The 21,557-nt window shown below is 40.7% G+C and carries 14 protein-coding genes; 1 reads left to right on the forward strand and 13 read right to left on the reverse strand.

The window, feature by feature from the left end; genetic code table 11:
* Positions 1-16: 16 nt before the first annotated feature.
* The 13 genes from G625_RS0106065 to G625_RS0106120 all read right to left on the reverse strand — a co-directional run bounded on the left by G625_RS0106065 (position 17) and on the right by G625_RS0106120 (position 20,494).
* Positions 17-2,062 (reverse strand): acyltransferase family protein, encoded by a 2,046-nt coding sequence (locus tag G625_RS0106065; RefSeq protein WP_029200406.1) that lies wholly within the window; start codon positions 2,060-2,062, stop codon positions 17-19.
* 124 nt (positions 2,063-2,186) lie between these two features.
* Positions 2,187-2,591: a hypothetical protein gene (locus G625_RS21085; protein ID WP_049895757.1), complete on the reverse strand. Its 405-nt coding sequence runs from the start codon at positions 2,589-2,591 to the stop codon at positions 2,187-2,189.
* A gap of 6 nt (positions 2,592-2,597) precedes the next feature.
* The gene (locus G625_RS18630; protein WP_049895758.1) at positions 2,598-3,782 is read right to left on the reverse strand and encodes an AAA family ATPase; all 1,185 of its coding nucleotides are present in this window, start codon (positions 3,780-3,782) and stop codon (positions 2,598-2,600) included.
* Positions 3,783-4,004: 222 nt separating this feature from the next.
* A complete protein-coding gene (locus G625_RS0106075) occupies positions 4,005-5,924 on the reverse strand; it encodes a glycosyltransferase (RefSeq protein WP_029200407.1) in 1,920 nt (639 codons plus the stop codon).
* Positions 5,925-6,041: 117 nt separating this feature from the next.
* A complete protein-coding gene (locus G625_RS0106080; protein ID WP_029200408.1) occupies positions 6,042-7,901 on the reverse strand; it encodes a glycosyltransferase family 2 protein in 1,860 nt (619 codons plus the stop codon).
* A gap of 103 nt (positions 7,902-8,004) precedes the next feature.
* The gene (locus G625_RS0106085) at positions 8,005-9,018 is read right to left on the reverse strand and encodes a glycosyltransferase family 2 protein (protein ID WP_029200409.1); all 1,014 of its coding nucleotides are present in this window, start codon (positions 9,016-9,018) and stop codon (positions 8,005-8,007) included.
* A 96-nt stretch (positions 9,019-9,114) separates the two neighbouring features.
* Complete coding sequence (locus G625_RS0106090) at positions 9,115-9,927, reverse strand: glycosyltransferase family 2 protein (protein ID WP_044931806.1); 813 nt, start codon at positions 9,925-9,927, stop codon at positions 9,115-9,117.
* A gap of 203 nt (positions 9,928-10,130) precedes the next feature.
* Positions 10,131-10,640 (reverse strand): hypothetical protein, encoded by a 510-nt coding sequence (locus G625_RS0106095; RefSeq protein WP_044931834.1) that lies wholly within the window; start codon positions 10,638-10,640, stop codon positions 10,131-10,133.
* Between the two features lie 216 nt (positions 10,641-10,856).
* Positions 10,857-12,470 (reverse strand): O-antigen ligase family protein, encoded by a 1,614-nt coding sequence (locus tag G625_RS0106100; RefSeq protein WP_198014869.1) that lies wholly within the window; start codon positions 12,468-12,470, stop codon positions 10,857-10,859.
* A 288-nt stretch (positions 12,471-12,758) separates the two neighbouring features.
* On the reverse strand, positions 12,759-14,447 hold the full coding sequence (locus tag G625_RS18635; RefSeq protein ID WP_049895760.1) for a hypothetical protein: 1,689 nt from the start codon (positions 14,445-14,447) through the stop codon (positions 12,759-12,761).
* Between the two features lie 276 nt (positions 14,448-14,723).
* Positions 14,724-16,349: an O-antigen ligase family protein gene (locus G625_RS0106110; protein WP_029200413.1), complete on the reverse strand. Its 1,626-nt coding sequence runs from the start codon at positions 16,347-16,349 to the stop codon at positions 14,724-14,726.
* Positions 16,350-16,544: 195 nt separating this feature from the next.
* Entirely contained in the window at positions 16,545-18,665 is a 2,121-nt protein-coding gene (locus G625_RS18640; RefSeq protein ID WP_242826601.1) for an LCP family protein, read from the reverse strand.
* 413 nt (positions 18,666-19,078) lie between these two features.
* Positions 19,079-20,494 (reverse strand): undecaprenyl-phosphate glucose phosphotransferase, encoded by a 1,416-nt coding sequence (locus G625_RS0106120; RefSeq protein WP_029200414.1) that lies wholly within the window; start codon positions 20,492-20,494, stop codon positions 19,079-19,081.
* 345 nt (positions 20,495-20,839) lie between these two features.
* On the opposite strand from G625_RS0106120, the gene G625_RS23460 reads away from it, so the two are divergent.
* A complete protein-coding gene (locus G625_RS23460; protein WP_242826603.1) occupies positions 20,840-20,923 on the forward strand; it encodes a putative holin-like toxin in 84 nt (27 codons plus the stop codon).
* Positions 20,924-21,557 lie beyond the last annotated feature (634 nt).

Here is a 21,557-nt window from a genome sequence, read left to right on the forward strand (position 1 = left end):
TAATATAATCACTTAACTAAATACTTGTATTATGTTTTTTAATCTTTTTAATGCCTAACTCAATTCCTATTTCTATTATCATAGAAATTAATAGTTGAATCGTTATACATATAACCATGCATACAAAATGATTAGTGTCAAAGTACTTTGACAACAATTTAAGTACCATTTGGTTCATAAGTGTATATACCACAAGGACAATACAAATCGTTTCTCCAACATTGCTTAATATAAGTTCTAATATAGCGATATGTTTTTCAATATGATCAGCCAGCATCATGATAATAACAATTGCTGCCATTGCACCAGTAAACACGTAACCATATGGTTCAAGATGTTTTGTCTCAACATTCAGCCCACCAATATAAATCACATATACCCATATAGGAGCTATTGCAAAATACAGAAAATTTTTATTTATAACTCGATCATACAGTACATTCTTCAGACTTTTACCAACTGCATAGTATAACAGACAATATAAAACCATGTCTGCATTAAACGGAATATAAAACTCTGTTATTTTGCTTAAGTATAATCCACATATTGAGGTCAAAAGAATCACACTCATTTTTATGAATTCATTACTTATACAGAAATCTATTATAGTATAAAGAATTTTGACAGCAAATAATAATAAAAGAAAATCTACCGGCCATAACGGTATGTTTCTTAAAAAGACTATTTCTGCACTTGGATCGCACATAAATAAACCATTCCAAATATTTGAGATCATTTCTGAATCAAATATCTTATGATTTATTAATACGAAGCCTAGTACAAAAAACAAATATGGAACTAAATACTTTGTAACACCTTCTTTAATCCCGTAGATAAATCCTTTGACTCCAGAACTCGCTATTCCCTCCACGAATAAGAGTGCTACAAAATCATATGAACAAATTATATTTCTTAATCCTTCATCTATTGCAAAGTACTTTATCATGATGCTTAACACAACTATGCCTTTAAAGACATCTGTAATCGTTGTATCACTATTGTCATCATTCCGATAAATCAACTGTTGCGATAAAATATCTCTGATTTTTATTTTTTTAATTCCAATTACTATCGCAGCTCCAAAAACAGCAAAAACTATTTCCATAATCATCCTGATATAGATTCTTGTATCACCTTCAAAAGGGGTTCTGTTAAGGATGGCATCATAATACCGGCCTAATGTTTCAAGAGAATATAGATGAAAACATAGAATAATCAATGAGTTCTGCCCTATCCAGTTTAGTAGCCTACCTTTATAATTCTTCGCTCCAAAATACAGAACTGTACTACCAGATAGTCCGACAATCAAAGATATAATAACATCTGCCATGCTGACGCCACAAAAATCGGACCAACAATAATTATTTTTTATTCCTATCACCAATACTATAATTGCCAGAATACAATGTGGCCATTTTATCAGGCTCAGCAGTTCCTTCTTTTTGATTTCATATCCAATCCACAAGAAAAAAACTGCCATCATTCCTGACTGAATGCTGAATGGGACCTCAAAAAACCTTGATGAAATCATTCCTAATATTGAAATTATGGCGCTTACCAAGCCCAATGCAAAATCATCTTCACAAATAAAATGTAGTATCAATTGGAATAATATAATCGAAAAGTACATTGCAGGCAGAAACCATATTGCTCCGATACGTGTATTTAACTCGATATTTGCGAAAGTGGTCTTTGCTCCAGACGCAAAAAAGCTTCTAATCAAATCTGTTTTAATTATGGAGGTTATTACAGCGATATCTTTCTCTGCGAATAAATAACTATTGATTATGTCAGTAATCATTATTGCCAAACAGGTATAAAAATATGGAACCATCAATTTTGAAAATCTTGCAGATAAAAACTCTGCCGTTAGCTCTTTCTTTTTACTCGTATACCCAGCAAGTAAAAAGAACATCACCAAATGGATTCCAAAGACAAAACGAAAATTCCATCTGCCCTGAATCCATAGTCCGATATGTCCAATTATTACAAGTAGAATCGCTATTCCTTTAGCGTTATCTATCCACTCAATTCTTTGACTTTTATTATTACTTTCATTCATACTATGCCTAATCCCCTATATAAACTCATAAACCAAAGGATTATAACACAAGAGCCGAGCTCTTACTACACTATCTTCGTAAAAGCCCGACCAACTATTGTAAGCTCTGTCCTGTTCAAAAATGTCACACAATTCCTTCAACGAGAATCCTGTCGCCTATTTTTACTTCATCCACACCTGTTTTCTTGTCCTTGTTAAAGCAAAAACTCAACATATATCCCTTTGATAAGCCAAAATAATCCATATATCCCAGAACTTGCTTCTCACCATCCTCGTTATATCTTGAATCTCGCCAGATTTTGAGTTCAATCACATATATTCTTCCAAGATAGTGTATAACTACATCCATACGCTTATGGTCTCTTGTCTGTTCTTCTATGCTATATGTTCCTGTTCCATTGATTATAGGTGACAGATATGTAAGAAATCTTTCTCTTCCCTCTTGTTCAAGAAATCTCTCAGATTCCTCTCCATGGATTCTATTATGCGCTTCGATAAAATGCTCCATAATAAGCTTTACGTCCAGCATCCTATCCTATGTTACAAAAACAGATTTATCGGCAGAGGCCAATTGCTTCATATCATTATTCTTCTTGCTCTCACCGATAAAATAGTTATATAGGCGCATTTCAAATATCTTATTACTTACCGCAACAGTATTATGGTCATTAACGATAAAACCATACATTCTGAGAAGTCTTTGTTCTTCGTCATCGGGAAGGTAAGCAATTATTTCACCCTTCATCAAAATATCTCTTAAAGAATCTTTCAACCTCGGCATATTCACAAGCTTACCCATAACAGAATCAAAAAAAGTGTTATCTTCCTGAAGAATCCGTTTTATAGCCTCATCAACGCCATACAACGACCATGCTTCTGTGCTCGTTTCAAGTGCAGCTGGAACCAGCTTTTCATCTATAATCTGACAAATACGGCTAACAAGATATGGATAGCCATTTGTATACCTTCGGATATAGCTGGAAATTTCTTCTGTTTTCATTCCGGTATGATGTTCTTCCTCATATTCATCCAGCATATTTTTGATTCCCGACTGTGAAAGACTCATATCTATATCAAAGTCTGTTGCTATATTCCAGGGACTATTAACTTTATGCTCATCATATGAACGGATTTTTGCTTTGAGATGTTTTACGTCTGTAACGCCTGCCAGTATGACTGATTGAAACGCCGGTGCTCCATCAGATTCCCTTGATATATACCCATCTCTTAAAAGTCCCAGAAAATCAAGAAAAACCTGATTATTGGTAGCACTGTCAACCTCGTCTATGATCATAACCACAGGTTTCTCTTTTCCTGCGATCCACCTTCTAAAGGTTCTGTATAGCTCATCCATTTTAAGTGTTTTCGGTTCTCCCAGACAAAAATTTTCAAAACGCTCAACGGTTTTATCCGGAATATCAACTCCAAAAAACTCTTTCTGATCTAAGGTCAATCTTGAAAAAGACTGCACAAATTCACCTTCTGTTTGATATCCGGCATTCGTGATTCCTTCAAAACTAAAGTTCAAAACAACATATTCTTCAGATAGCGATTTTTGTAAAGCTTTCAGTGTAGTGGTCTTACCATATTGTCTTGCTCTATTTATAGTAAAGTACTTGCCTTCATCTACAAGTTCTTTTATTTCTTTTACTCTATCAGTTAAATCCACCATATAGTGTTTTGAAGGTATACAAACCGCAGTAGTATTGAACTTCTTCATATATATCCTTTCCTGTCAATTATCATAACAGAATTAATCTTTCAAATTATCAAAAAGGAGCTATCGCGCCACAGTAGCTTACTGTATCAGTCGATAGCCCCTTATATTTTAACACTTAAGTACTGCTACTTTATCCATAATTTTATTCTCCTATCCACTTACAACCTTTTATTAAACCAATTCTCTCATGATTCCAACAAACATCATGCAGTATCCTACAGTTCACTCTATCCCCAGATACTTCTTCCAGCTTTCCTTCGTGGTGTACTTTGCCAGATTCTTTCGATATGACTCTTTCGCTTCATCGAATCTTGCATCGATTGCCTTGTTGGCTTTGATGATCATCTTGATATATGAAAACAGTTCCTTGTAATCCTTCTTTGCCACAACTGCCTTGTTGCTTGACAGTTCATAGTAAACCACATTTTTGCTTCTGAATGTCTTGAAGCCCTTTTCGATACAAGAAGATGAAATCGTCTTTCCATTGGATGGAAGCAGCCAGCCGTTGAATGTTATCTTCTCAAGCAAATGCTTTTCCTTAGGGTACTTTTCATTGGTACGGTATACATGTTCAATTTCATCCAAACCATACTCCGATTTGTACCTTGATATTTCCTTTCTTACATTTTCCGGCATATCCACTTCATCTATGGATTTCAGCGGGAACCTCTCAGCATACTCTTTTCTGAGCCTGTTATTGAGCGCCTCTGCATCCTGCTTATACAGCCATTCCGGTCCTTTCAGGAAGTCGAGGAGACCCTGGTAGATGAACTTCACACTTGCATACTGATAACTGATTATATAAACCGTCATCATTCTGAAAATTTTCTTTTTAATATAGTTCTTATTTACATTTTCATAGTGCATGACAGTACTTATGAGCGGATTTCGTGTGTCATAATATGCATTTGTCCCTATAAATGCAAGTTCAAATCCCTTGTGCCATACACTTATTCCATTGAGAAATACTGTGCCCGAATCCAGAAACTGCATCTCAAAGTTCATGTCGTCATGATGGATGAACAGTGGAATAGGCAAATGTTTTCGTTCTATGAGCTGTATCGGATAACAGCAGCACCACCAGCCGGAATAGAGCTTGTTTTCTCCACTTGTTCCGAGCATCCCTTCTTTTACACAGTTTTCATACTTACTTATATCTGTAAGAAGATTGTCATTTACAACCCTGAAATCATCGAAATACTCGCCGCAGGCATGAACGATTCCCGGATAATCCTCCCTCAGCAGCGTCCCCCCAAGCCTCAGATCTTTGTATTCTTCCTTAACAGTCGCCATAAATCCGTAGGCTCTCACAAAAACATCCGGGTCAAAAACCGCATCATCATCCATGAGAAGCACGTGGGTCAGTCCATACTCTTCCTTATGGCTAAGAGCCTCCAGCATTCCTCTGGTAAAGCCTGCAGCACCACCGTAGTTTTTATTTGGGAAGATGTTGATGATTCCATCGCTCTTTTTCATGAGTTCTGTCATATCCTGATGCTGCCCGAGAGTCTGCCCGTTATCTACCAAAAAGACCTTGAGATGTTCAGAGACCTCTTTACATCCAAGTGTGTCGCCCTCAAGCTTCGCTTTTTTGGCGTCTTCTATCATGGTCATGAGAGACTTCATATTTCTGTATACGTAAGGCTCTCTTCTAAAGGTGCAGATATCTACAACGATATTTACATCTCTCGTAGTAGCGATCTCGCCACCCATGAAGCCTCTTACTTCAAGATGATCAGGATCTATATTGGATTCCTTGTCATAGTAGAGTCTGAACCAGAAAACTCCTTCATCGTAGTCGGCATAAGGAAAACTGAATACACCAAAAGCTCCGATTACTGAAGATAAAGCCGTATGGTTCTCCTTGGAACCACCATTATCCATATTCAGGTTATGTTCAATCCCTGGTATTTCATATACCGCCACTTCTTCCCGGTCATACATCAAAGCAATCTTTTTGAATCCCGGGGCGGAAAGATACAGCTTAAGCCCAGTGATATCCGTATACTTTTTATGTTTTTTTATCTGAAAAAGGTTGAAGTAACCGTCAAAATCGATTTGTCCATCTATATATTTATGGTAGTAAAGGTCACTTATGGGACATATTTCCTTTTGTGGCAATAATATACTTTGAAGTCTCATTTATTATTTCCTTCCCGGTTCAAACACTCATTGTCTCTACATAATGGCAATCCATTTATCTGTAGGTGGTATCCCAACATCTAAAAATCACCTCTAGAGCTAGCATGTAAGCACTTTTCATTCTATATCTAGATACTTCTTCCAGCTTTCTCTAGTCGTTATGGTTTGCTTTTCTTCCCGATAGCGCTTCGCCACTTGGTCGTAATTTGCTTTTATCCTGCCAACAGCCCTTATAATAAGAATCAGCGAAGCAAAAAACTTTCCGTAATCCTTCTTTAGAATTATGCTCCTTTGATCCACCGGATCAAACAGTACCACATTTTTTGCTCTGAAGGCTTCAAAGGGCGTATCCAGAAGTGTCATTTCTTTATATTTCTTGTTTGTCGGCAGAATCCATCCATTGAAGGTCAGTTTGTTAATTATATGACCTCCGGTCCTGTTTTCTGAGCTGTACTTTTTGAGATCCTCCACCGAATAGTTCCTCCGGTAGTTTTCTATTCTTTTTATAACCGCTTCCGGAACTTCATTCATACTCATGGAGTCTTGCCCACCGGATAGATCCTCAGATTTCATGGCATCCTTCGAAAACTCCGCTCTTACCTTGCTGTTTATCTTTTCTGCATCCGCATTATACAACCACTCCGATCCCCTGATAAAGTCCGTCACTGCCCTACTGATCAGCTCGATTTCCTTATATCTATAGGAAAGCAAAAGCGCGATCATGCATTTTGCAACCCACTTTGCTGCCCTCGTACTTTTGATTTCCGGCTCATATATAGATGAAGCGATAAGCTTATTTCTTATATGATAGTACTGGTTCGCACCGTAATTCCCGAATTCAAAGCCATTGTGCCAAACGGAGATGCCGTTCAGAAACATTAACCTGTTCTCTGCATGTTCCCTTTCATAGGAAATGTCATCGTCATGTATGAAAAGAGGCATTGGCAATGCTGAATTTTCCACCATATCAAGGGAATAGCAGGCGCACCACCAACCGGAATATAGCTTCTTGTCGTTTCGGTTTTTCGAAAGCATGGCTACAGCCTCTCTTCTGTCGCTAAGATCCACCAAATGGCAGTCGTTTTGAATAAGATAATTCTCGCTCCACTCACCTCTCGCATTCAGATACTGCGGGAAATCTTTTCTTAAAAGCTCTCCGCCCACCCGGATATCTTTATACTCGGAACGTAATGTACATAGAAGCCCATATAAACGCACAAATAGATCCTCCATGATGGTGACATCGTCGTCCATCAAAAGGATGTGAGTGTAACCTTTATCTTTTCTATCCCTGATAGCTTCCAACATTCCACGAGTGAATCCTGAAGCGCCTCCCGCATTCTTGTTAGGAATAATCTTAAGCCATGGGCTCTTTTTCTCCATTTCCCTAAAATACGGATCCTCCGCCAGTGTTTTCCCATTGTCAACAACATACATGCTCAGGTGTTCGGCTACCTCTTCGCTTGACAGCACCTGCATCTCTACAAAGGTCAGGTTCTGTTTTACATACTCTTCTCTTTTGAAGGTGCACATAGTGATGCAGATGTTAGTTTCTCTTTTGCTGTCGATGAGACCGTAATAGGCGGCTTCAAATATGTCCGCACAGTCTCCCTCCTCCATATTCAAACTTAAAGCTGGCTGTATTTTACTATCTGAAGGATTTTGGTCACTTTTCTTTAGTTTAAACCAAAACACTCCGTCGTCATATTCCTGATAGGGCAGCTCAATCTCAGCGGTTTCTTCATCACCAAGCTTATGCTCTGCTATCAGTTCATCGTCATGCATCAGAAACAGAGTATCGTATCGCTTGGCTCTGATTTCAAGAACAACACCCTTTAAATCTGTATATTTCTTTCTGCTGGCTATATCAAACAAGTTGAAATAGCCGTCGAGAAGGATTTCTCCTTCTTTCTCGTGAAAATATAGTTCAGGATTTTCCTTCCCGAAAACCACATTTTGTAGTTTGATTTTTTCCATTATCTTCTATTTATTCTGTGAGTACTGTATACCGAAAAATCTAAACGACGTCAGTTTACACGTCTAATCCGGCTTCGAAACATGGTGTTCTTTCACTTATTCCTTACTTCTTAAAGTGCTGCACAACGGCAGCCGGATAGTACAACCAGTATCCGCTTGTCCTGAACAGATCCACAGCCTTTATGACATTGTTCCTGTATATCTCCGGGTATTTCTTCCTGAGATCCTCTTCCATATCTATGAGTTCTTTCCTCGTGGCAGGCGAAATCCTGTCCCAAAGAAGTATCTTGATACGGCTTGCGTAAACTCTTGAGATAAGATGCTCGATATAAAGCCGCTTCTTATCTGATACACACTCCATAGCCGACGCTTTTTCATAGAACTTAAAAAGTTCATCCAGAACATGATCATACTGGGTTTTATTTTTCATCATCTGCTGCGGATTCATGCTCTGCCCCGCCCTGCTGATACTGTATCTATAGAGGTGATCATCCAGAAATACGACTGTATCTACATAAGGTATCGGATAAAGTATGTATTCAGTATCTACATAGTAGCAGTGTTCATCGATTTTAATGTCGTTTTTCTTAAGTATCTCCGTTCGGATTGTCAGGGAGTGCATCTTGATATAGGCTTTCTCCGCCACTTCATCGAACTTGTAAATGTGCTTGTACTCTACTCCCTCAAATGGCTTCTCAAATTCCGCCTTGTAAGGAGCTGAATCATCATGCCCATAAACCCAGTAGAAACCGCCGGCGATGATGTCGGGAAGCTTATCCGAAAGACTCTTGATATAACTGATCAGATTTTTGAGATCTTCCCCATTGGCCCAGTCATCCGCATCTATAACTCTGAAATACAACCCTGTAGCATGTTTGATCCCTGCATTAATTCCCGATCCATGTCCGCCGTTTTCCTTGTGAACCGGCACCACCGTTCCCGGGTATTTCTCAGCGTATCTGTCGATGATATCCGCTGTTGAGTCCCTTGATCCGTCATCAACGGCGATAACCTCAAGCTCCTCCAGGATCCCTTCAAGACATAGTGAGTTTAAATTATATTCAAGATATTTTTCTGCATTGTAGGATGGTACCACAATGGATAGTAATTTTTGCATGAAAAACTCCTCTTATCTATAAACACCTGCTTTTCGTTGTTTATATCTGAAATACAGATGCAGATTTAATCGGCTATATACGTATTTTTACACCGTTTAAATCTGTTTGCTGCCTTCCGACTTGATTTTTCTCCATTTCATGAACCCTCTCACAGCATAAAACATCATATAATAAACGCTCTCAAAAAACCCCATTTTCGCATATCGATATGTGTTCCAGTTCATAACTGCTGCCTTGCTTTTCTTTGATGACTTTGAACCGTCAGACACTCTGTATATAAGAAAGGGCTCATCTATCCCGTAGGCAAACGGTATTTCCTTTAGTATCTCTATCCAGACTACAAAATCCTCATGTATAGGCATGTTTGTTATGGGAAACGCATGTTTTGTAAGAAGCTCCTTACCGGCCAGAACCGAAGAGCAGGATATGACATTCTGTTTCAGGATATCTTTCCTCTCAACTTTTGCCGGCACATGTAAAGTATAGTCTAATCTTTTGTTTTTTTCCGTTATAAATGCGGATCCCGTAAAAAGCAGCACCTTGGTTTCACTATTCGAATCAGACTTTTCAACCAGTTTCCTGTAAAGTTTTATCTGCTTTTCCAGCTTATCTTCAGTCCACAGATCATCACTGTCGAGAAAAGCTATAAGGTCTCCGTCAGCCACCTTTACTCCAAAGTTCCGGCTATAAGCTACCCCTTTGTTTTCCGCATTTTTGTAAAGTTTGATCTTCAGATCTTTATTTCTTTCTATTATCTTATTTACTATATCCCCTGTTCCATCAATGGAACAATCATCCACCACGATAAGTTCCCAATCTTTATAACTTTGATTGATCACACTGTTAATTGAGTCTTCTATTGTCTCTGAAGAATTATAGGCAGGCATGATGATCGATATTAGTTTCATCTGTTTAATTCTCCTTTGTAAACGTAAATTTTCCGTTTTTCTAAGACATATAAATGCAGATCTAATTGGTTGATCAATAAAACCGGAATTCATAGTTTCTTACACAATACTTTATTCTACCAAATAGTTTCGAATTAACCAATCATATTAGCTTTCTTTATTTATGACAGATTTACACATAAAAAAAGGATGATCCTTTCGGATCATCCTGTAACGTTCTCCAGAGTTAATGACGGATCAAATGGGACACTGTCGCCTATCTCTATAACCTGATCCACCAGAACCTCATTGCCGCAGGTCACCTTATACTTATATGCATATTTTTCAAAAAGATTTCCAAAGCCCTCAGATGTATAGCTCGTTATGCGAAAATCCTGAGTTACGGCAGCATCCACTATGACCCTGGTTGCTTCAGTAAGCATATATTCGATGGCATCTCTGGATACATTTTCCACGATATCAACATTCAATACTATCTCTTTGCTCTCATTGTTTCCTGATACGTCCAGTTCCTTGACAAAGCCAAAAATCTCCTCATCCTGTAGCGAATCGATAACATCATTATTCATCTGATCAAAATCAAATTCATAGGGCTTATCTTCCGGCGCCAATGTCACATTGGGTGTTTCCAAAGGTGATACATATTTCTTTTTACAGCCTGCAGCAGACAGGATAGCCAAACATAAAATACCTAAGATGCAAATCTTTTTCATATCTCTCACATGATCCAATCGTAAAAGCACGATTACCGGATTGATCCTTTCTCCTTAATAAGCGCATGATTTTGCCATTTATTTCTAACCTATAGACTCGGATCTGATAGGTTCCTTATAACATCAGAGAGATCCGTCACTAATCTCACTTCAGACGATAATAACATTTTTGGTTCTGAATATCTATTCCTTAAATATTACAATAAAATTAATGTGCTATGATAAAAGACTGTAATTTTGAGAGCTTTGCCCTGCTGCAACTCCCACAAACATCAAAACCATAAGGACAGGTGTGGTTATAGGTATGGCGATATTAACCACAGCCTGCACGGCGTATGCGATCACTCCGGCTGCTATCATCCAGGATCCGTTTTCATGGCTTAGGAGCATCGTTTTTAAAGATGTATACAGAAGTGCCAGATATGCAATGAGACCCGCTATTCCCACCGTTATAAAATACTCAAGGTACTCATTATGTGCACTGTCGAAATAACCGTAATTGTTCTGGAACATGATATCAAAGAATCTGTCCATGGTTATGATGTAATAGGTGTCCGGACCATAGCCGAAAATCCTTGCAAACATAGTTGCATCATTTTTCCAGTATGTAAGCCCCATTTTCCAGATGAGACCTCTGAAGGTACCCCAGCTTTCGTTAAATATCAGAAGGTTACTGTAGGGTTCCCATAATTCAGAATACACTCCGGTATTTGCCATGACCAGTATCGCAATGACTATAGCAAGACCTGACAGTATCAGAGCCAGCCATCCTTTCCTTATGCAAGCTATGGCCTTATCGCTCAATTCCGTTCCTTTACAGCTATATATAAAAGCTGCGGAAGTGCCTATAAGCAAAAGAACTATGACGGCTGTCATGAAGCTCTTACCCCCAAGAGCTATAAGGGTGCTTGGGTTTATGTCATTCATGTTGGGAATATCCGTTTGGTCTATAATGAAAAGTCCCTTTAGCGCACCGGCAAAGATCAGTATCATAAGAAAGAATCTGTAGATTTGACTACGGTTTTTTATGAATAACAATGGAATAAGTGCCCATACCGCTGCTGTAGACAACAGGATATTATCGCTTTTTCCCATGATCTGTGCAAGTGTCGCTATGATAAGCACAGCAAAAGTATATATGTATTCAAACCCTTTTTTAGAAAGCATGAATGCTATAGCTACAACACCATATATTATGGCTGTGAAATTATTGTAAGTGTTGATATTGCCTATGGAGGATACAAATAAGTATTTATACTCGTCACTGGTCTCTTCAAACATACTAAAGGTGATCATGAAATAATTACATATACCCCATAAGCATACAATGCACGAAAAAAACATGAAAGCATAAAGATGCCATTTTCTATACCTGTAGAACCTTGTTATAAGGATATATGCTATATAAAACATCAGCCATAACAAAAGTCCCTGACTTCTGCCTCTGTCACCCCAGAAAGCCTCATAAGGATACTCAGCAAATACCGTTGAAATAGTAAAAATAAGTATAAGGAAAGTAAATGCTATATCTGTACCTGATGCACTTTTTATTCCGGCTTTAAGCTTTTGAGGCAGTTTTTTTTTAATTTCCCCTTTATTATACAAAACGTCACATAACAAATAAGCTATTACCAGAACAAGAAAGATACATCCATAAGCAAGGGTCGGCTTCCAAAAAAGCGCAAACCTGAAGGTCAATATATCATAGTACTTATCCCGTAAGCTTAGCGGAAATATGCACAGATAAAACAGTACATATATCTCCATAAGCCACCTTGTTATATTTCCGAATATTTTTTTTATCTGCATTTCGCTCTTTGCATTTTCCATAACTGTAGTCTCTACTGTTTTAACCATACAATGACAGACTAAAAACAGGTCTCTTCTTTATATTATAGTTCATATCATGCCACTATATGATACCACAGACGAAAAGTATCAACAAGGCAACATCTTTAAACACCATATATCCATACTATGTAACCCTTCGGAGGCATCATAGGGTACGTCTGCAACTACGCTCTTTATAAAAGCTCTCTATAACCTTACAGCATACCCGGAATAAAAAAAGGCCCAAGGGTATAACCCTCGAGCCTTAAAAATTACTGTTAAAAGAAATTAACTCTGCTTAGCTGCAATTGCTGCTGTACGAAGTCTCTCATAATCATCATGATCCACAGCTGCAAGCATAGCTGAAGATACAGTGATCTTCTTGTTTGTGCTTCCGCTTCTGTCATATGTAAGAGAATCGTTGTAAGCATCTTCTGAGGTGTAGTATGCAAGAACGATACCATGCTTGTTTACAACATAGTATGCATCGTTGTTGTCCTTAAGCTTAGCCTTGTTCTTGACAACAGTACCGGACTTGTTAACAAGTACATTATTTACAGTCGCAGCTCCAAATACCAAATCAGTAGGATTTGCACCAGAAGTTATGATTGTTCCATCTGCATTTGCTACGCCAACAACTGCTGCATAGTTAGAATCATCATCACTTGAAGGAGCAAGAACCATACCATTGATTGTATACTTCTTGATCTTTGATACATAACCTGTTGTACCTGCACCTGAAGATGTATTGAAGTAGAACTGATATGTACCGTCATCAAGCTCGATGTTCTGATAGCCCTTCTTCATTGAGCCATCCTTCTCATAATCCTTTGAGAACCAGTAGATCTTGTCGTTGTTAGCTGCATTTGCATCATCCTTATCAAAGTCACCAGCTATAACCCGAGCCTTTGTAACATCTCCGCCGCTGCCAAGCTTTACGATATCACCATTTGGCCTTTGAGCTACGAACTCCTTGAGCATACGACCATACTGATCAAATGCATACTTCTTGCCATTGATCTTCTTAATCGTGTTTGTGGTAAGCTTACCGCTGTTGTTGAAGTACCACCATGAGTACTCATCATCATTGTAATCACTCTTGAGAGTATCAGCGATTGTGTCAGAATCCTCATCTGGAACTGCCCATACCCACTTGTTCTTTCTCTCACCACCATCGCCGTTAAGGTATGAAATAGCGCTTGAAGTTGTAGCGTTAGAATCCTTCAGTGAAGCTGTTGCTGTGGCCCAGTTTGTGAGCATGTGTCCATCCGCTGCGAAATGATAGTATACACCGTTAATCTTCTTACGAGCACCATCATCCGGTCCTCTCTTCTTACCATCATTCTTGAAGTTGAACCAGTATGTCTTTGTATCGTTGTCATCCTCTACAGTAAGCTGGATCCAGCCTGTCTGCATGTGACCATCGTTCCAACCGTTGAAGTAGTAAAGAGATGTCTTCCAAGCCTCGTCATCGCCATCCTGCTGCTCAACGTTGTCCTTGTTGATCCAGCCATAGAGCATGTGACCCTGTGAATCGAAAGCATACTTGAGACCGTTGATTGTCTTGATCTCAGATGTTGTAAGGTCATCCTCTGATGTATAAGCCTTACCGTCTGAACCAAAGTAGTACCACCAGTACTCGGCATCAAGATCAGAAGAATCTGAATCATCCATAGCTACAGCCTTCCATGTGTTTGTAACCATAGCACCGTACTGATCAACATAGTAGTATCTTGTCTTTGAGTTGTTGTTATCCTCGATGAGCTGGTTTGTAGCCATAACTCCATCGCTGTCAAGATAGAACCAATTTCCGTTTGCTGACTTCCATGTGTCTGTTACAGCATCGCCGTTGTTGTCAAGATATCTCCAAACGCCTGTGGAGTTATCCCAGCCAGCTGCCATAGATACAGCTGATACACCAACAGCAAGAAGTGCTGCAGCAGAAAGTGTTGCGAATACCTTTGTCTGCTTCTTCATAATAAATGCACTCTCCTTTTTTGTGTTTAAGAACTTTTAAATCAATTAAAAGTCCGGATTACGATGAGGATTATACCCCTGCCTTTTTAATTATTCAAGTCCTTTTTCTCAAATAATTTACAGAGGATGTACGAAATTGTGTATCACCTCGTCGATTACAGTCTAAATATTAAACCAATCAAAATGTGATGTACATAAATAAAAGTTTTCCATTTCTTACGCAATTCTTAACATGAATATTAATCTCGAATTAAGAAATTCATAAGAATCTTCATTTTATCCTTCGTTTTCACTTTTTTTGCCGCATCCAATGAACATCAGGATCATAAATACCGGAGTTGTGATGGGGATGGCTATATTAACCACAGCCTGGAAGGCATAGGCGATAACTCCAACTGCTGCTGCCTTGATGCCGGATGCTTTAGATCTCAGCATGGTTTTTAATGCCGTAAACAATAATATGATATAGGAAGCAAGTCCCAGAATACCTACTGTTATTAAATATTCCAGGTACTCGTTATGTGCGCTGTCGAACATTCCGTATCCCGCATCCTGCATTATATTCATGAATCTGTCCATGGTTATGATGTAGTAGGTATCCGGACCGTAACCGATGAACTTCGAAAGGAGGGTGGAGTCATGGAGCCAGTAATCCATGCTGAGTCTCCAGTTAAGGCCTCTGCCGGTTCCCCATTCATCGCTGAATACAAGTATGTTTCTGTAGGGTTCCCATAATTCACTGTGTATGCCGGTGTTTGCACAGAAGAAGACAGTGACTGAAAAAATAACTGCTTCTGCCACTAGAATCTTCCAGAATAGCTCAAATTGCTTTACATCTTTAAGATCGGTTTTTTCTCTTTTTTTGTGAGCATATACGACTGATATAGCTGTGAGCAGTAAAACAAAAACCAGAAATGCGGTAAAGAAGCCTTTGCCACCCATTGAAATCTGCATGCTGGGGTCAGGATCGTTTATAGTTCCTACGCCGGTTGCTGCTATGGTGTAGGTTATCTTCATGGCTGCGAGGTAGGTGGACATCACCACAAAGAATTTCGCTATATGAGTCCGGTTTTTTATGATGCAGAGGGGGATCACCGCAAGGACGATAGCTGTGGACAGCGCTGCGTTGTCACTTAAACCCATGATCTGTCCGAAGGATGCTATGGCTACAGCGATATAGATGAGGATATTTTCAAGGGGTTTTTCTGCGAGGATAAACAGGACTGATGAAACGCCGAAGAACATTCCCGTGAAGTTGCAGTAGGTGTTGATGTTTCCGATGGAGGAAACAAAGGAGTACATGTAATCGTCCTTTGTTTCTTCAAACATTCCGAAGTTTATAAAGAAGAAATTAAATATACCCCATATAACAACGATGCTTGCACACATAAGGAAGGCGTACAGGTGCCACTTTTTAAATTCGTAGAATCTGGTTATAAGGATATAGGCTATATAGAACATAAGCCAGATAAACAATCCCTGCCATCTGCCACGTTCTCCCCAGAAGGCTTCGTAGGGGTACTCCGCAAGGGCTGTAGAGAGGGAGAAAATCAGGATCAAGGCTGTAAAGGCAATGTCGGTTTTTGTTATATATTTTTTCCAGCCTTTGTTTTTGAGGCTTGTGATGAAGTTTTTTCTGTTTTTTCCTTCGTTATAGAGGTTGTCTGCAATAAGGTAGAAAAGGCCCATGAGGGAGAAAAAGATACCGTAAGCAATGGTCGGTTTCCAGAACAGGCCGAATCTGAAGGTGAGGATGTCATAGTAGTGGTCGTGCATGCACAGTGGAAATACCGCAAGGTAGAACAGGACGTAGATGGTCATCAGGTTCCTGGCCATCTTTCCAAAGAGGGCGTTCAGTTTTTCGCCGGTTTTGCCTTTTTTATCAAGCGTTGAATGATTCATGTTTTATATGCCTCAATTTTCTTTATTATTGCAAATTCCGTTACATGATACCACAGGTTATCTATGGCAACAAGAATGTACTTCCGAAGTGGATGACAACATAATATGCGTTTTGACACTAAAAAATCGACCTCAAAATCGAGGTCGATTTTTCTATGGCTTGTTTTTTACAATCCACTTATCTTTTATTTTCACTTAAGCCGGACCGTCTGATATTGCTCCGGGGCCAAAGCTGTCATCGGAGCTTGAACCTCCCGGGCCTTCCAGATCATCCAGTGAATCGATGGATCCGGGTCCGCCTGAGTCTGCGGAAGATGATGAGCTTGATGAGCTGCCGCCGCTTGGGCCTGCTCCTGAGTCATCTTCGTCAGCGTCTATAAGACCGGGCTCGATAATGTCTGACAATGAGGTGGTTTCCTTCTTATTGGAAGCCTTTGTATCAGATGTTTCTGATCCGGAACCGTCATCCACGTCATCTTCGTTGTCAGCCTCGGTAGTTTCCTTGCTGCTCTTTGACTTGGTGGTTTCTTCTGTATCGTCTCCGGGGCCGGGAGCTGTAGGCTCTATAACGTTTCCGTCCTCATCGGTCTCTTCTGTCTCGTTTTCGTCGGTCTCTTCGCCTTCTTCGGTTTCATCTGTTTTGGACTTGGTTTCCTTTACGGATTTAACCTTATTGCCTTCAGGGTCGGTTTCGTAGATGTAGTTTCCATCTTCGTCCGTAGCCTTGATCACATAGCCGTCGGCGTCAGTTTCCTTTGCGGACTTCTTCTTTTCGGTCTTCTCTCCGCTCTCGTTTGTCTCGTCCTCGTCTTCGTCAGTCTCTGCCTCTGTTGTACTTTGCTTCTTGCTGCTCGACTTGGTCTCTTCATCCCTATGGCTTGCATAGTAGCCTGAATCGTCGGAGATCTTCTGTGAGTAACTCTCTACAGCGTTTGACACCTTGTAGTCTTCATCGTCGAAGAGCACGCTGTGAAGCCACTTAACATTGGAAACAAGGGTTACAGGTATGACACAGTCGCCCTTCTTGCCCATCATCTGATCCTTGAGATCCTTGGGGAAACCTGTAGACTCCTTGATGTTATATCTTGAGATACCCTTTGCAAGCTCGATAATGTCTGCGGTATCGATGTTGAATGCTACCTGCGGGAGCACTACGTCGATAACCGAGGTAAGTGTTGCCAGGTCTGCCTTCTTCGCATGGTCGAGGCACTGGGAGATAACCTCTCTCTGACGCTTGGTTCTCTCGAAGTCGCTGTCCATGTAGCGGAGTCTCGCATAGGCAACTGCCTGAACACCGTTAAGGTGCTGAGGTCCCGCACTCTTGATATAGTTGGCCGCCGGGTTCTGAGGGTTGATGCCTGCCTTGACTGAGGTCTCATGGATGTAGGCATTCATGTAATAGAACTCTTTGTCCGTGATGTCAATGTCTACGCCGCCCAGCATCTCTACTGCATCCGCAACTGCTTTCCAGTTGAAGGTTACGTAGTTCTCGATGTTGAGATCGAGGTTTGAGTTAAGAGCAGAAACTGCCTGCTCAGGTCCGCCGATGGCGTAAGCCTCGTTGATCTTTGCGTAACGGCTGTTGCTCTTTCCGGTCTTAAGATATGTATCTCTGTATACAGAAACCAGCTTAATGTCGCCGGTAGCCATATCTACGTTGCAGATGATCTGGACGTCAGCATTGGCACCGCTGCCCACTCCGCCGTCTCGGGAGTCTACGCCGAATACCGCAACTGTCCAGTAGCCGGACATCTTCTGTTTCTGTGTGATGTCAATGTTGTTGTTTTCTACCTTTGATTTATCGAAGGTTACGTCCTGGGTCATGTGCATGTACCTGTACACTGAGCCGAAGCCGAAGATACATACAAGGGTGATAACCTCCACAGCCACCATAAGGATGATCCTGGTGCGGAAGGCTTTCTTTTTCTTTTCACGCATCCTGCGCTCAAACTCAAGATCCCTTTCCACTTCTGTGGTGTCGTTAAGGGTCTTTACCTGCTGACGGTTTTCCATCCTTAAAGGATCCCCGGGAACAGTTCTTCTGGGTCTCTCGGTTTTTTTAGGTTCCGGAGCCTTGCTGCTGAGGGTTGCGGATCTTTTTATTTCAGATACTCTCTCCGCTGCATCTTCAGGGAGTCGTGAGTCTCTTACTGTATGTGAATGGGAGACAGTTCTTGCGCTGTCTGTCGCCTTCGATATGAGCTTGTCGCCCACGGCTTTGTCATTAACTATCTTGTCTTCAAGTTCACTCTGATGACTTTCAGTTCCTTCCATGGAGTGTGGTCGTCTGGTGTCCTTGCCGTTATCAAGTGCCATTTGCTATATCCTCATTAATATACTTTCGAAGTATAAGTGAAACCTTTGGTTTTGTGGCATTAAGAAAAGTTTTCTTCCTGCCATGTTCATATCCATCTCATCATCTATTAACGCTGTTTTCGGAACCTAAATATCTGACATACAGTTGCACATCTAACCGGCTCTATAAACGCTGCTTTTGGAAGCTCTAATCTCTGACATACAGATGCAGATCTGATTGACTCCATCCCGCCGCTTTCAGCCGGCAGCACAAATAGTGATGAAGAACATTTTTACACTATAAAACCAAGGGATTTTACCACATATATGTCGTTTCGGCAAATCTATTCTTATATTTTGCCTTAAAACACCGGAGCTTATCCATTGATTCTGTGTGTTTTTCTAATGAATCCTAATCTTTGACGAATCTTTTTTCAATAGGCATTTTTGTTAACAAATCCCTTGAATATTGTGAGGAAAAGTATCTTTATGTCCAATTCCATGGTCCAGTTCTCGATATACCAGATGTCGAATCTGATTCTCTCGTGGATGGAGGTGTCGCCTCTCAGACCGTTGATCTGGGCCCAGCCGGTCATGCCGGGGCGGACCTGGTGCTTGATCATGTAGCGGGGGATTTCTTCCTTAAACATTTCAACGAACTGGGTGCGCTCCGGTCTCGGCCCCACCAGTGACATGCTGCCGAAGAGAACATTGAAGAACTGCGGGAACTCGTCGATGGAGGTCTTCCTGATGAATTTTCCGATTTTTGTGACTCTCGGATCTCCCGGGGTGGTCCAGCCTTTTTGCTCGTCCTCAGGCTTCTGCTCTACCATGGAGCGGAATTTATACATCATGAAGGGCCTGTTGTGGAGTCCCACTCTTTCCTGTTTGAAGATGATAGGTCCCGGAGAGGTGAGTTTGATAATGATGGACACCACCAGCATTACCGGGCTGAAGAGTACGATGCCGACCAGAGCTCCGATGATATCTATGATTCTCTTGGCTGCTGCCTTTACGGGGTCCGTAAGGGGCACGTTTCTGATGTTTATGACGGGAAGTCCGTCCATGTCTTCTGTAACTGGGCGGGAGGGGATGACATTGTTATAATCCGGGATGAACTTTGTATGTACGCCGGATTTCTCGCATACTGCCACGATGCTGCCAAGCTTTTCATAGGCTGCCAGGGGAAGGGTGATGGCAATTTCGTCGATTGTGTTTGTGGAGAGGATTTTCTCCAGTTCCGAGATCCTGCCGACGATCTTTACTCCTTTATAAGAGGTGCCGGATTCTGTGATGTCATCTACGATTCCGAAGATTTTGTAGCCCCAGTCGGGGTTTCTGTGGCAGGCGTCGATGAATTTGTCTGATACGTCAGAGAAGCCTACCAGCATGATGTGTTTCTGGTTAAAGCCTTTGCGACGGAGTCTCGTAAGGATGAATCTGATGCCGAATCTTTCCACTGTGGTGGCGATGATGTCGATCACGCAAAAGGCTGTGATCATCCTGGTGGAGAAATTTGCGAAGTATCCTGACCGCCTGAAGGCGAAGAGGATTGAGGCGAAGATCATCAGGCCGACGACATTGGCCTCAAATATGTTTATGAATTCTCTTCTTTTGGTTCTGGTTCGTTTCGGCTCGTAGAGGTGGAACATCCAGTACAAAAAGAGGTAGCCCGGTACCACCGGGATCAGCGCACTAAAATAGACCTGCGGCGGGAGTACTCCGTGTCCCGCAGGGAATATGGGTGATGCTATCACCAGGAACCATGCCAGCGCGTATGAGCCTGCTATGATCAGCGCATCAAGAAGGACATGGAAATTGTTTAGGAATTGTTGGTTGTCTTTAATCATAATGGAAGTATACTCCCGAATTTGAAAAATTCCATAAAAATGAGTTTATTTTTTTCTTAGAATGTCGAGGGGGAGAATGGTGAAGAGGCTGATTCTTACTTTCGAGACCGAAAAAGACGTTTTAAACACAAAGATTGTAACTAATCTGGTAAATAAATATCTGATATGACGGATCGGAAATTTAATGTCAGACATAAGTTTTGATATATGGTAGAAATTCAGACTATAGGATAATTCTGTATCCTGTGCTACAATCTCATCCAGTGCTTGCCAAAGCGGTAGGCGGTTAGCCCTTTCATCACGAAGGGCATTTTGTAAGTCCCTTCTAAAGGAAAGGAGGGCGCCATGGTAAGTTATTCTGATTTATTCCAATTTGGGATTCTGATAGTTGCTATCATTGGTCTTGTTTATAAGATCTCAAAAAAATAACCGCCCACAAGCCTAACAACTTGGGCGGTTATTATTAACCAAGCAAAGGGCTAACCGTCTATCGGCGAGCACTTTCTACATCTATATAGTAAATCAATATTTAGTATATTTCAATATACATTTTTTATTGTTGTTTGACCTCAGATTCATACTCTTCAAAGCGAATCAACAATCTTAAGTTCTTGATCTTAAGCTCCTATATGACCCAATCTTATAGTTCTTATATGGCCCAAAACTTGCTTCCATCCAATTAAAGTCATACCACGAGACGTAAAGGTATGCCCTCAAACCCAGTATTGCTCTTTTTGAGTCATCTACCACTAGGTAGCGGGTTGACCTCATATCATGAAATATTCTTTTTGGGTCATCCGATGAGTGCTGTAGGCATGACCTCAAGCTTAGTATTGCTCTATTTGGGTCATCTACCGCAAGGTGCCGGCTTGACTTAATTTCAAGGAATCTTCCTTTTGGGTCATCCGATGGCCGCTGTAAACGTGACCTAAAACCCAATATTGCTCTTTTTGGGTCATCTACCACAAGGTGCCGGCTTGACTTAATTTCAAGGAATCTTCCTTTTGGGTCATCCGATGGCCGCTGTAAACGTGACCTAAAACCCAATATTGCTCTTTTTGGG

The organism is Oribacterium sp. NK2B42 (genome assembly GCF_000424445.1).
In the GTDB taxonomy this organism is placed as follows: domain Bacteria; phylum Bacillota; class Clostridia; order Lachnospirales; family Lachnospiraceae; genus Oribacterium.